Source organism: Staphylococcus sp. IVB6240, from assembly GCF_025558425.1.
Lineage (GTDB): Bacteria > Bacillota > Bacilli > Staphylococcales > Staphylococcaceae > Staphylococcus.
Map to the genome: position 1 here is coordinate 931,630 of NZ_CP094718.1, position 14,413 is coordinate 946,042.

Consider the following 14,413-nt stretch of genomic DNA (forward strand, 5'->3'; position numbering starts at 1 on the left):
ATGTTGAAGCCGTGGCTAAGGAAGATACCTATTGTGTCTTCTTTACTTGTATTGTTCCATATAATATGTATAGAGAGGTTAATTAATGATGACTGAAACTTCAAAATATAAGCGTGTCGTTTTGAAACTTAGTGGAGAAGCATTGGCAGGAGAAAAAGGATTTGGTATTAATCCAATCATTATCAAAAGTATTGCACAACAAGTAGCTGAAGTAGCGAAACTTGATACAGAAGTAGCCGTTATTGTTGGTGGCGGTAACATCTGGAGAGGGAAAACGGGAAGTGACTTAGGCATGGACCGTGGTACTGCGGACTACATGGGAATGCTTGCAACAGTAATGAACGCATTAGCATTACAAGATAGTCTCGAACAACTTGATTGTGATACGCGCGTGTTAACATCAATTGAGATGAAACAAGTAGCAGAACCTTATATTCGTCGTCGTGCTATTCGTCATTTAGAGAAAAAACGTGTTGTTATTTTTGCAGCAGGTATTGGTAACCCATACTTCTCTACTGATACAACAGCAGCATTACGTGCAGCTGAAGTAGAAGCAGAAGTAATCTTAATGGGTAAAAACAATGTAGATGGCGTTTACTCAGCTGATCCAAAAGTAGATCCAAATGCACAAAAATATGAGCGCCTAACTTACATCCAATTATTACAAGAAGGATTACAAGTAATGGACTCAACAGCCTCTTCATTCTGTATGGACAACGATATTCCATTAAAAGTCTTCTCAATTATGGAAGAAGGAAATATCAAACGTGCTGTATTAGGTGAAGATATTGGAACAATCATTACAAAATAATATAGAGGTGAGTTATTAATGAATGCAATTATTAAAGACGCAAAAGATCGTATGAAAAAATCTGCAGAAAACTTATCGCGTGAATTAGCACAAATTAATGCTGGTCGCGCCAATTCAAACCTTTTAGCAGGCGTTAATGCAGATTACTATGGTGCACCAACACCTGTTCAACAATTAGCAAGTATCAATGTGCCTGAAGCACGTTTATTAGTGATTTCTCCATATGATAAAACATCATTAAAAGAAATCGAACGTGCCATCATTGCTGCAAACTTAGGTGTGAACCCTACAAGTGATGGTGAAGTGATCCGTATTACTGTGCCTGCTTTAACTGAAGAACGTCGTAAAGAACTTGTTAAAGAAGTGAAGAAAACAGGTGAAAACGCAAAAGTTTCAGTTCGTAACATTCGTCGTGATGCGAATGACTCATTGAAAAAACAAGAGAAAAACGGTGAAATTTCAGAAGATGAATTACGTTCTTCTTCAGATGAAGTACAAGATGTTACGAATGAAGCAATTAAAGAAATTGATCAACTCGTTGCAGATAAAGAAAAAGATATTATGTCTGTATAGATGATACGTATTGCGTCTATTCATCTCATAATGTGGCATCGCGTTATATATGATGTGGATGGAAATCTTCATGTATAGAAGTGGTTATTACAATTTGAGATGTGAATGGAAATGAGTGCCATTCGATAGGTGAACAATAGGAATCAAAATACTGAAACTGTACCGAATCAGACTTTGGTACAGTTTTTTTTATGTTTATTTAATGAGCTTATTGAGTGTGGTAGAATGATAGGTGAATGTTTTACTGTAAGATGATATATTTTAGAGACACTATAGGCTCGGAGGAACACGCATGTTTAAGAAATTTAGAAAGAACGACGATAAACAGATGCAGCATGATGCGTTAGACTTGCAGCATATACCAGAGCATATTGCGATCATTATGGATGGTAATGGACGTTGGGCAAAACAGCGTAAAATGCCAAGAATTAAAGGTCACTATCAAGGAATGGAGACAATTAAGGCGATTACGCGTGCAGCAAGTGATTTAGATGTGAAGTATTTAACGTTATATGCATTCTCAACTGAAAACTGGTCAAGGCCACAAGAAGAAATTAATTACATCATGGGACTTCCTGTTAACTTTTTAAATACATTTTTACCAGAACTCATTGAGAAAAATGTAAAGGTTGAAACAATTGGTTTTATGGATGAATTACCAACTAAAACAATTCAAGCAATTGAAGAAGCAAAGTTAAAAACAGCTGATAATACGGGTTTAACACTTATTTTTGCGATTAATTATGGGGGACGTGCAGAAGTTATGAATGGCATTCATCAAGTCATTAAGCAATATAAAAATGCGTCTGATAGTGAGATTGATCAGTTATCTGAAAAAGAGTTTTCGCGTTATTTAATGACATCTGAATTCCCAGATCCTGACTTATTGATCCGCACTTCAGGTGAACAACGTATTAGCAACTTTTTGATTTGGCAACTTTCGTATAGTGAATTTATTTTTAATGAAAAAATGTGGCCGGAGTTTAGTGAAGAAGATTTAACAGCATGTATAAAAACATATCAATCGCGCCAAAGACGTTTTGGGGGATTGTAGATAGGAGTATTGAGATGAAGGTTAGAACGATTACAACAATAATCGCACTGATTGTGTTTTTGCCTATTTTATTAATAGGTGGTAACACGTTAATGGTATTTACATTTGGTCTTGCATTAATTGCCTTGAAAGAATTGTTGAATATGAATCGAATCCGCTTTCTATCAATACCTGGATTGATAAGCGCAGCCGGTTTGATGATCATTATGCTTCCTGAAGAATTTGGGACATGGGTGCCGATTTTACAACAAAAGGGGCTCATTATTTTAAGTTTTGTTATTTTAAGTTACACCGTCATGTCTAAAAACCGTTTTAGTTTTATGGACGCTGCCTTTTGTTTGATGTCCGTAGCATACGTCGGTATAGGATTTATGTATTTTTATGAAACACGAGAAGCAGGGTTACATTTCATTCTATTCGGTCTTTTAATTGTTTGGCTGACAGATACAGGTGCATACATATTTGGTCGCTCTTTTGGGAAGCATAAGCTATGGCCAGTGATTAGCCCAAATAAGACTATCGAAGGATTTATTGGTGGTCTATTCTGTAGTCTATTAGTACCAATCGTATTCATGTTCTTTGTATCATTTGACTTGAATATGGTTTGGATTCTTGTCTTAACAGTGGTTTTAAGTGCGTTTGGCCAGCTTGGCGACCTAGTGGAATCAGGATTTAAACGTCATTTTGGTGTTAAAGATTCGGGTCGTCTCTTACCTGGACATGGTGGTATTCTTGATCGATTTGATAGTTTTATGTTCGTATTACCATTAATGAATATATTCTTAATTCAAATGTAAAGTGAAGTGAAATAAATGAAAAACATAGCAATATTAGGTGCTTCTGGATCGATTGGTCAACAAGCGATCGATGTGATTGAACGTCATCCAGATCATTTTAAGTTGGTAGGTTTAACTGTTGGACGTCGTGTTGATGAAGCTGTTGCGATCGCATCACGACTTCACCCAGAAATCGTATCTGTACAATTTGAAGAAGATGTACAACGATTTTCACACTTAGATGTAAAAGTTGTATATGGTGATGAGGGATTGAAGGAAGTAGCGACAGCCTCGCACAATGATCTCGTGTTAAATGCATTAGTTGGGAGTGTCGGACTCCCACCTACCATTGCAGCAATAGAACATGGTATTGATATTGCACTTGCAAACAAAGAAACACTTGTTGTTGCAGGTGAACTCGTCATGGCACATGCTAAAAAATATGGTGTGAATATTTTACCAGTTGATTCGGAACATGCAGCGATTTTTCAATGTTTGAATGGTGAAGATCATCGACAAGTGAAGAAAATTACGATCACTGCGAGTGGTGGTTCATTTCGAGATTTAACACGTGATCAACTTGAAGATGTAACAGTAGAAGATGCCTTAAATCATCCAAACTGGTCAATGGGTCAAAAGATTACGATTGATTCAGCTACAATGATGAACAAAGGTTTTGAAGTCATTGAAGCAAAATGGTTATTTGATTTGGAAATTGATCAAATTGATACAATTTTGCATAAAGAAAGCATTATCCATTCGATGGTAGAGTTTGTTGATACAAGTGTCATGGCACAACTTGGAACACCAGATATGCGTATGCCAATTCAATATGCGTTTACTTATCCAAATCGCATCGAACATGATGCACCTGCGCTTAACTTAGCAGAAGTAGCACAACTCAACTTCAAAAAAATGGACTTAGAACGCTATAAATGTTTAAAATACGCTTATGATGCATTGAAAATAGGTGGTACTATGCCAGTCGTGTTGAATGCAGTTAATGAAGTCGCTGTTGCGAAATTCTTAAACCGTGAGATTGGCTTTCTAGATATTGAACGTCTCATTGAAAAAGAAATGGACGCACACCAAGTGATCCAACAACCGACACTTGAACAAATATTAGCAGTGGATCATCAGTATAAAAATAAGGAATATGAGGTGTAGCAATCTGTGTTTGTAACCATTATTGCATTTATTATTGTTTTTGGTTTACTTGTTACCGTACATGAATATGGACATATGCTTTTTGCAAAACGTGCAGGTATTATGTGTCCAGAATTTGCGATAGGGATGGGACCAAAAATATTATCTTTCCGAAAAAATGAAACATTGTATACCATTCGTCTTTTACCAGTTGGTGGATATGTACGTATGGCTGGAGATGGTTTAGAAGAATCACCTGTTCAACCAGGGATGCACATCCGTATTAAGTTGAATGAACAAGATGAAATCACACATGTCATTCTTGATGATCAACATAAATTCCAACAAATTGAAGCACTTGAAGTAAAAAAAGTGGATTTAGAAGAAGAGATGTACATTGAAGGTATCGCAGCATATGATGATGCACGCCATCAATATAAGATTGCTGAAAAAGCATACTTTGTTGAGAATGGTAGTTTGATTCAAATTGCACCTCGCGATCGTCAATTTACACACAAAAAACCATTACAAAAGTTTTTAACGTTATTCGCTGGACCACTGTTCAACTTTATTTTGGCCTTTGTATTATTGCTCGGGCTCGCATATTATCAAGGTACGCCGACACCGACCATTGATCAAGTTGCAAAAGGCATGGCAGCTGAACAAATTGGTCTTAAAAAAGGAGATACGATCACTGAAATTGGCGGAGAGAAAATCAACCATTTTCGTGATGTGAAATCTGCCTTAAAAGAAACAAATGGAAAAGAGACTGAGATTAAGGTGGATCGTGATGGTCAAACCATTACTAAAAAATTTACACCAGAAAAATCTGAAGTCTCAGTGACTAAAAACCGTAAGCAAACAGATTACCAACTTGGTTTTTTACCAACTAAAGAGCGTTCATTAGTCGACCCCATTCTATATGCAGGGGAAGAAACATTACGTTTTGGTAAACTCATTTTTATTGCAGTGGTGAGTATGATTGGCAGTATCTTCACGGGTGATTTTAGTTTTGATATGTTAAACGGTCCTGTTGGTATTTATAAAAATGTGGACACTGTTGTAAAAACGGGGCTTATCAACTTAATCACTTGGACAGCAGCATTAAGTGTCAACTTAGGAATTATGAACTTATTGCCAATTCCAGCATTAGATGGTGGCCGTATTTTATTCGTATTATACGAAGCTATTTTTAGAAAACCAGCAAATAAAAAAGCTGAAACAGTTATTGTTGCAGCAGGTGCGGTATTTGTGATGATTATCATGATTTTAGTTACTTGGAACGACATACAAAGATATTTCTTATAATTCATATAAAGGGAGGCATTTTTAAGAATGAAGCAATCGAAAGTCTTTATACCGACATTACGTGAGGTTCCTGCAGAAGCAGAGGCAATCAGCCACCAACTTCTTTTGAAAGCAGGAATGATTAAACAAAATACAGCAGGTGTGTACAGTTATTTACCACTTGCAACAAAAGCTATTCACAAAATTTCAGAAATTATTCGTGAAGAAATGGAACGTATTGATGCTGTAGAAGTGGTAATGCCAGTTTTACAACATGCAGAATTATGGCAAGAATCAGGACGTTGGGAAGCATATGGCGCAGAACTGATGCGTTTACGTGATCGTAACCAACGTGAATTTGCATTAGGACCAACGCATGAAGAAGTCATCACATCATTAGTTCGTGATGAATTGCGTTCATATAAACAATTACCATTAACACTTTTCCAAATTCAAACAAAGTTCCGTGATGAAAAGCGCCCACGTTTTGGTTTATTACGCGGTCGTGAATTTATCATGAAAGATGCTTATTCTTTCCACACGGATGAAGACTCTTTAATGAAGACGTATCAAGATATGTATGATGCTTATAAACGCATTTTCAAACGTGTCGGTTTAAATGTACGTCCAGTTGTTGCTGACTCAGGTGCGATTGGTGGGAATTATACACATGAATTCCATGCATTGAGTGCGATAGGTGAAGATACGATTGTTTACAGTGAAAATAGTGATTATGCTGCAAATATTGAAAAAGCAGAAGTTGTTTATACACCATCTGATGCAGAAAAAGAAGCACCAAAAGCATTAGAAAAAATCGCAACACCAAATATTAAAACGGCGAAAGACCTTGCAGAATTATTAGAATTACCATTAGAACAAACAACGAAATCAATGATATTTAAAGTGGATGGCGACTTTGCGATGATTTTAATTAGAGGACACCATGAAATCAATGACGTGAAGTTAAAAGATTACTTCCAAACAGATAACATTGAAATGGCAACGGAAGATGAGATTCGCAATTTATTAGGAGCTGCTCCTGGATCATTAGGCCCTGTTACAGATCGTGATATTAAAGTGTACGCAGATCATTCTGTACAAGACTTAGTCAATATCCCAGTAGGTGCGAATGAAGATGGCTATCACTTCGTCAATGCTGTGATTGATCGCGACTTTACAGTAGATGGCTTTGGAGACTTCCGTTTCATCCTTGAAGGTGAACCACTTGCAGATGGTTCGGGACCAGCGAAGTTTGCTGAAGGTATCGAAGTAGGACAAGTATTCGTGTTAGGTGAAAAATACTCTGAAGCAATGAAAGCGACAGTATTAAATAATCAAGGTCGTGAACAAAACTTAACAATGGGTTGCTACGGTATCGGTGTATCAAGAACATTAAGTGCTGTTATCGAACAACACCATGACGATAACGGTATTATTTGGCCGAAGTCAGTAACTCCATATGATTTACATTTAATTACAGTGAATCCTAAAAAAGAAGCACAAAGCGAGTTATCAGATAAACTTTATGCAACACTTCAAGAAAAATATGATGTGTTATATGATGATCGCCAAGAACGTGCAGGTGTTAAATTCAATGATGCTGACCTTATCGGTTTACCAATTCGTGTCGTTGTCGGTAAAAATGCTGAAGACGGTATCGTAGAAGTGAAACGCCGTGACACAGTTGAAAGTGAAGAAATCAAAGTCGATGCATTAGTTGATTATATCGATGGACTTTATGAGCAACTCTAAGCTTTCAATTGCAAGCATTTGCTATAATAGAATATAATTGTTGAGATTAATGATATGAAAATGAGATTGAGACATAGTAAATTTATGTTTTGAGAAACAGTTACTATAAGTGATGAGACAAAATGAAAAGCACTTTTGTTCCAAACTCTACAAAGCTCGTTAAACTCAAGCATCCTAGTTGGGGTGGGGCTGTGAACTCTTGTTAATAGTGAGATTTCAGTCCCACTCCTATTCATATTTTTATACATATAGAGGCTTTATCTATACGATCAATAAGGTGGATTAAAATATGGACATACAGAACCAAGAAAAATTTAAAATTCTACTTAAACAACTGAATATGCTCGATCATTTTGATGAAGATATGGTGTCGCAAAGTGCTTTAACACGTGTGGATGTTTCTGAAAAAACACGTGAATGGACGTTCCACATCACACTGCCATATTTAATGCGTTATGAAGATTATGCTGTATTCACGCATGCGATGAAAGAAACGTTTAAAGATATTGCTAAGGTAAACTGGCAAATTCGCGTACAATCATCAGCCAACCAAGACGAGTATTTATTAAAGTACTTCGCTGACTGTATTGATCAAACGGCATTGTCTCCAAAAGTAAAAGGACAATTACGTCAAAAACGTTTGATTATCTCTGGGCCAGTCGTAAAAGTGTTGGTTCAAAATGATATTGAACGAGATCACTTTGATAAAGTATGTAATGGTAGTTTGGTAAAAGCATTGAAACAGTGTGGTTTTGATGTTGATAAAGTCGTGTTTGAAACAGATACGTCAGGTCAAGATGATGATCTTGCATCGTTAGAAGCGCATATACAAGAAGAAGATGAAAAGAGTGCGCGTGAAGCAACAGAAAAAATTGAAAAAATGAAAGAACAACGTGCTAAACAAGAAGAAAGTGGTGCAACAGTCGATAAATGCCAAATTGGTAAACCGATTCAAGTTGAAAATGTTCGTCCAATTTCTGACATTATTGAGGAAGAATTCAAAGTGGCAATTGAAGGGGTTATTTTTGATATTAACTTGAAAGAGTTGAAGAGTGGACGTCATATTGTTGAGTTGAAAGTAACGGACTATACAGATTCACTTGTATTAAAAATGTTCACACGTAAAAACAAAGATGACTTAGAGCATTTCAAGGCACTATCAGAAGGTAAGTGGATTCGTGCGCAAGGTCGCATTGAAGAGGATATGTACATCCGTGATCTTGTGATGATGATGTCTGACATTGAAGAAGTTAAGCATACGGAAAAACAAGATAAAGCCGAAGAAAAACGCGTTGAGTTCCATTTGCACACAGCGATGAGTCAAATGGATGGTGTGACGAATATTGGAGATTATGTCGCACAGGCGGCTAAATGGGGACACGATGCGATTGCTGTAACGGATCACAATGTTGTACAAGCCTATCCAGATGCATATGCTGCAGCGAAAAAACATGGCATTAAAATGATTTATGGTATGGAAGGGATGCTTGTTGATGACGGGGTGCCTATTGCTTATAAGCCAACAGATATACCGCTTCAATCAGCCACTTATGTCGTGTTTGACGTTGAGACAACAGGTCTTTCAAACCAGTATGATAAAATCATTGAACTTGCTGCCGTAAAAGTAAAAGATGGCGAAATTATAGATAAGTTTGAACGCTTTAGTAATCCACATGAAAAATTATCTGAAACGATTAAAAACCTGACACATATTAATGACGATATGTTGAGAGATGCGCCAGAAATTGAAACGGTCTTAACAGAATTTAAAGAGTGGGTCGGCGATGCGATATTTGTTGCGCATAATGCTTCCTTCGATATGGGCTTTATTGATACGGGATATGAGCGATTAGGCTTTGGACCTTCAACAAATGGTGTTATCGATACGCTAGAGCTTTCTCGTACGATTAATACAAGCTATGGTAAGCACGGCTTGAACTTCTTAGCTAAAAAATATGGTGTAGAACTCACACAACACCATAGAGCGATTTATGATACAGAAGCAACTGCCTATATTTTTGTGAAGATGTTAGCTCAGTTGAAAGAATTAGATGTACATAATCATCAAGAGATTAACCAAAAGTTATCAAATGAAGATGCGTATAAGCGTGCGCGTCCACAACACGTAACGTTAATCGTACAAAACCAAACGGGCTTAAAGAACTTATTTAAAATTGTCAGCCAATCATTAGTGAAATATTTCTACCGTACACCACGTATTCCACGTTCGGTATTAGATGAGCATCGTGAAGGAATTCTTGTCGGAACAGCGTGTGATGAAGGGGAAGTATTTACAGCAGTGATGCAACGTGATCAAGCAGAAGTTGAAAAAATTGCGAAGTATTATGATTACATTGAAATTCAACCACCTGCTTTGTATCAAGACTTATTAGATCGAGAGCTGATTCGAGATCACGAAACACTTGTAGAAATTTATGAGCGTATACTTGCGGTAGGAGAAACCAATCAAATTCCGGTGATTGCAACGGGAAATGTTCATTATTTACATGAACATGATGGCATTGCACGTAAGATTTTAATTGCATCACAACCAGGTAATCCATTGAACCGTTCGACATTACCTGAAGCACACTTCCGTACTACAGATGAAATGTTAGCTGATTTTCATTTCTTAGGGGAAGAACGTGCTAAGGAATTAGTTGTGACGAATACGCGTGCGCTTGCAGATCGTATTGAAGAAGTTGTGCCGATTAAAGATAAGTTACATACACCAAATATGGATGGTGCGAATGAAGAAATCCGTGAAATGAGTTATCGCAATGCCAAAGCGTTGTATGGTGATGACCTGCCTCAAATTGTTATCGATCGTTTAGAAAAAGAATTAGACAGTATTATTGGTAATGGTTTTGCGGTTATTTATTTGATTTCACAGCGATTGGTTAAAAAATCATTAGAAGATGGCTATTTAGTAGGGTCACGTGGTTCGGTCGGCTCAAGTTTTGTTGCGACAATGACTGAAATTACGGAAGTGAACCCGTTACCACCACACTATATTTGTCCAAAATGTAAGAAGAGTGAATTCTTTAATGATGGTTCAGTTGGTTCTGGATTTGACTTACCGGATAAAACATGTGAATGTGGAACACCATTGATTAAAGAAGGACAAGATATTCCGTTCGAAACATTCTTAGGATTTAAAGGAGACAAAGTACCGGATATCGACTTAAACTTTAGTGGGGAATATCAACCACATGCGCACAACTATACCAAAGTGCTTTTTGGTGAAGACTATGTGTTCCGTGCAGGGACAATTGGTACAGTCGCTGAAAAAACAGCATTTGGATTCGTAAAAGGTTATCTCAATGACCAAGGCATGCATAAACGTGGTGCGGAAGTAGACCGCTTAGTGAAAGGTTGTACCGGTGTAAAACGTACAACAGGTCAGCATCCAGGGGGTATTATCGTTGTGCCAGACTATATGGATATTTATGATTTCACACCGATTCAATATCCTGCAGATGCACAAAACTCAGCATGGATGACAACACATTTTGACTTCCATTCCATTCATGATAACGTCTTAAAACTCGATATTCTTGGACACGATGATCCAACCATGATTCGTATGTTACAAGACCTCTCTGGCATTGATCCAAAAACGATTCCAGTAGATGATAAAGAAACAATGGGTATCTTTAGTTCTCCTGAAACACTTGGTGTGACAGAAGAAGAAATTCTCGCTAAGACAGGAACATTCGGTGTGCCAGAATTTGGGACAGGCTTCGTACGTCAAATGTTAGAAGATACGAAACCAACCACTTTCTCAGAACTAGTTCAAATTTCTGGCCTATCACACGGTACGGACGTATGGCTTGGTAATGCTCAAGACCTCGTACGAAGCGGAACATGTACATTATCTAGCTGTATCGGTTGTCGTGATGATATCATGGTATTTTTAATGTACGCTGGACTGGAACCTGCCCTTGCCTTTAAAATCATGGAATCCGTACGTAAAGGGAAAGGATTAACGGATGAGTTCGAACAAGCGATGCGTGATAATGATGTGCCAGAATGGTATTTGGATTCATGTAAAAAAATTAAATACATGTTCCCGAAAGCCCATGCAGCCGCATATGTACTAATGGCCGTACGTATTGCATATTTCAAAGTACATCATCCTTTATACTATTACGCTAGTTACTTCACAGTCCGTGCATCAGACTTTGATCTATTAACAATGATTAAAGACAAAGATAGCATTCGAAATACAGTGAAAGATATGTACAGTCGCTTTATGGACCTAGGTAAAAAAGAAAAAGATGTTTTAGTCGTCTTAGAAATTATGAATGAAATGGCACACCGTGGTTATAAAATGCAACCAGTAAGTCTAGAGAAAAGCCAAGCCTTCGAGTTTATTATTGAAGGTGACACGCTTATTCCACCATTCATTGCAGTACCAGGTCTAGGTGAAAACGTAGCACGTCGTATTGTTGAAGCACGTGAAGAAGGACCATTCTTATCAAAAGAAGATTTAAATAAAAAAGCGGGTGTTTCAGCAAAGATTATTGAATATCTGGACGAACTTGGTTCATTACCAAATATGCCAGACAAAGCACAACTGTCTATCTTTGACATGTAGTTTCTCATTTGTCGTCATGTTGGATATGTGCTATAATAATATTGCTTATAAAAATGGACTCAAGCAGAAAGAGTGGGTGTTACCCGCTCTTTTCTGTTTGTATGTCACTGATAGGGGGGCACGTATGAGTAAAATTACAGAGCAAGTAGAAGTGTTGATACAACCTGTCCTTGACGACTTAGGGTATGAATTAGTAGATGTAGAGTTTGTAAAAGAAGGACGCGATCATTATTTGCGTATTTCAATTGATAAACCAGGTGGCGTGGATTTAAATGATTGTACACGTGCATCAGAACATTTTAGTGAAGTCATGGATGAACATGATCCCATTTCACAAGCCTATTATCTAGATGTTGCATCACCAGGTGCAGAAAGACCTATTAAGAAAGAGGAAGATTTCCAAAAAGCAATCGGAAAACCTGTTTTTGTATCACTATATGCACCAATTGACGGTGATAAAGAATGGCTCGGCACATTATCAGCGGTAGCGGAAGACACAATTGAAATGACCGTGAAGATTAAAGCTAGAACAAAAGTAATCACAATCCCACGAGATAAAATAGCGAAAGCACGTCATGCAGTCATGCTTTAATGATGTAAGGAGGAAGATTCGTGAAAAGTAATGAACTATTATTAGCAACTGAATATTTAGAAAAAGAAAAAAGAATTCCAAGAGAAGTATTAGTAGATGCGATTGAAGCCGCATTAATCACAGCTTATAAAAAGAACTATGAAAGTGCGCGTAACGTACGTGTTGAATTAAACTTAGACAGTGGTACATTCCACGTCATCGCACGTAAAGAAGTAGTGGAAGAAGTCTTTGATGATCGTGAGGAAATCGACTTATCAACAGCATTAGTTAAAAACCCTGCATATGAAATTGGCGACATTTACGAAGAAGACGTTACACCAAATGACTTCGGTCGTGTAGGGGCACAAGCAGCAAAACAAGCTGTTATGCAACGCTTAAGAGATGCAGAACGTGAAATTTTATATGAAGAATTTATCGATAAAGAAAATGATATCGTAACAGGTGTTATTGACCGTGTGGATCATCGCTATGTATACGTAAACTTAGGAAGAACAGAAGCTGTTTTATCTGAAGCAGAACGTAGCCCGAATGAAACATACTTACCAAATGAACGCATTAAAGTGTATGTGAACAAAGTTGAACAAACTACAAAAGGACCTCAAATCTTTGTATCACGTAGTCATCCTGGTTTATTAAAACGTTTATTTGAACAAGAAGTGCCAGAAATTTTTGAAGGTACAGTTGAAGTGAAGTCTGTTGCGCGTGAAGCAGGAGATCGTTCAAAAATCAGTGTATATGCAGAAAACAATGATATTGATGCAGTCGGCGCTTGTGTCGGTGCAAAAGGTGCACGTGTTGAGGCAGTTGTTGAAGAACTAGGTGGAGAAAAAATTGATATCGTACAATGGGATGCAGATCCTAAAGTCTTTGTACGCAATGCTTTAAGCCCTTCACAAGTAGTTGATGTGATTGTTGATGAAGAAAATCAATCTACAACAGTCATCGTTCCAGATTATCAATTATCACTTGCCATTGGTAAACGTGGACAAAATGCCCGTTTAGCTGCGAAATTAACTGGCTGGAAAATCGACATTAAGTCTGAAACTGATGCAAAAGAATTAGGACTTGATCAACCTCAACCAACTACTGAAGAAGTCCCAGCAGTGGAGGATGAAGAAGTAGTTGTTGATAGTGAAACAGCGGATGAAGTCACCGTCAATGATGTTAATGAAGAGGTCGTTGAATTAGAGGATGAATCAGAAGAAAAATAGGGGGGATTTTCATGAAAAAACGAAAAATTCCTATGAGAAAATGTATTTTGTCCAACGAGATGAAACCAAAAAAAGAAATGATTCGTGTTGTTCAAAATAAAGAAGGTAACATCGCAGCAGATGCGACTGGTAAAATGCAAGGTCGAGGTGCATACGTCAGCAAAGATGTTGCGTTAGTAGAACAAGCACAGGAAGCACAAAAACTTGAGCAATTTTTCAAAGCATCTCAAGAAACATTAGAACCTGTGTATAAAGAGATTATTCGATTAATTTATCGGGAAGAGATACCTAGCAAATGAATCAACAACAATTTTTGAATTTTTTAGGGTTAGCCATGCGCGCAGGTAAGGTGAAAACAGGAGAATCTGTTCTTGTAGCAGAAATCAAGAAACGTCGGTTGAAACTTGTATTGATTGCAGAGGATGCATCACCGAATACGAAGAAAACATTAATGAACAAATGTACAACCTACAAAACACCTTATCGTGTAGTAAGCAATCGACATGAATTAGGAGTGGCTATTGGAAAAGCGTCACGTGTAAATATCGGGATTACAGATAGCGGTTTTGCTAAGAAGTTAATAGCAATGATCGATGAAGAAGAGTAAGGAG

12 protein-coding genes are annotated in these 14,413 nt (G+C 37.4%); all 12 read left to right on the top strand.

Annotated features, from left to right (window positions below; translation table 11 throughout):
* The first annotated feature begins 88 nt into the window (after nucleotides 1-88).
* The gene (pyrH, locus tag MUA88_RS04620) at nucleotides 89-811 is read left to right on the top strand and encodes a UMP kinase (protein ID WP_095116382.1); all 723 of its coding nucleotides are present in this window, start codon (nucleotides 89-91) and stop codon (nucleotides 809-811) included.
* Nucleotides 812-829: 18 nt separating this feature from the next.
* Complete coding sequence (frr, locus tag MUA88_RS04625; RefSeq protein ID WP_262604942.1) at nucleotides 830-1,384, top strand: ribosome recycling factor; 555 nt, start codon at nucleotides 830-832, stop codon at nucleotides 1,382-1,384.
* 292 nt (nucleotides 1,385-1,676) lie between these two features.
* Nucleotides 1,677-2,438 carry an undecaprenyl pyrophosphate synthase gene (uppS, locus tag MUA88_RS04630; RefSeq protein WP_262605877.1) on the top strand — a complete coding sequence of 254 codons (762 nt, stop codon included), beginning with the start codon at nucleotides 1,677-1,679 and terminating at the stop codon, nucleotides 2,436-2,438.
* 14 nt (nucleotides 2,439-2,452) lie between these two features.
* Nucleotides 2,453-3,235, top strand: a complete 783-nt coding sequence (locus tag MUA88_RS04635) for a phosphatidate cytidylyltransferase (RefSeq protein ID WP_262604944.1) — start codon at nucleotides 2,453-2,455, stop codon at nucleotides 3,233-3,235.
* A gap of 15 nt (nucleotides 3,236-3,250) precedes the next feature.
* On the top strand, nucleotides 3,251-4,381 hold the full coding sequence (locus MUA88_RS04640) for a 1-deoxy-D-xylulose-5-phosphate reductoisomerase (protein WP_262604945.1): 1,131 nt from the start codon (nucleotides 3,251-3,253) through the stop codon (nucleotides 4,379-4,381).
* A gap of 6 nt (nucleotides 4,382-4,387) precedes the next feature.
* Nucleotides 4,388-5,668: an RIP metalloprotease RseP gene (rseP, locus tag MUA88_RS04645; RefSeq protein WP_262604946.1), complete on the top strand. Its 1,281-nt coding sequence runs from the start codon at nucleotides 4,388-4,390 to the stop codon at nucleotides 5,666-5,668.
* 27 nt (nucleotides 5,669-5,695) lie between these two features.
* Entirely contained in the window at nucleotides 5,696-7,399 is a 1,704-nt protein-coding gene (locus MUA88_RS04650; protein ID WP_262605878.1) for a proline--tRNA ligase, read from the top strand.
* Nucleotides 7,400-7,688: 289 nt separating this feature from the next.
* A complete protein-coding gene (locus MUA88_RS04655; protein ID WP_262605879.1) occupies nucleotides 7,689-11,999 on the top strand; it encodes a PolC-type DNA polymerase III in 4,311 nt (1,436 codons plus the stop codon).
* A gap of 124 nt (nucleotides 12,000-12,123) precedes the next feature.
* Nucleotides 12,124-12,591 carry a ribosome maturation factor RimP gene (rimP, locus tag MUA88_RS04660; protein WP_262604949.1) on the top strand — a complete coding sequence of 156 codons (468 nt, stop codon included), beginning with the start codon at nucleotides 12,124-12,126 and terminating at the stop codon, nucleotides 12,589-12,591.
* Nucleotides 12,592-12,611: 20 nt separating this feature from the next.
* A complete protein-coding gene (gene nusA / locus MUA88_RS04665) occupies nucleotides 12,612-13,802 on the top strand; it encodes a transcription termination factor NusA (RefSeq protein ID WP_262604950.1) in 1,191 nt (396 codons plus the stop codon).
* Nucleotides 13,803-13,813: 11 nt separating this feature from the next.
* The gene (gene rnpM, locus MUA88_RS04670) at nucleotides 13,814-14,101 is read left to right on the top strand and encodes an RNase P modulator RnpM (protein ID WP_262604951.1); all 288 of its coding nucleotides are present in this window, start codon (nucleotides 13,814-13,816) and stop codon (nucleotides 14,099-14,101) included.
* Nucleotides 14,098-14,409, top strand: a complete 312-nt coding sequence (locus MUA88_RS04675; RefSeq protein WP_262604952.1) for a YlxQ family RNA-binding protein — start codon at nucleotides 14,098-14,100, stop codon at nucleotides 14,407-14,409. The genes rnpM and MUA88_RS04675 overlap by 4 nt, the downstream gene beginning before the upstream one ends.
* Nucleotides 14,410-14,413 lie beyond the last annotated feature (4 nt).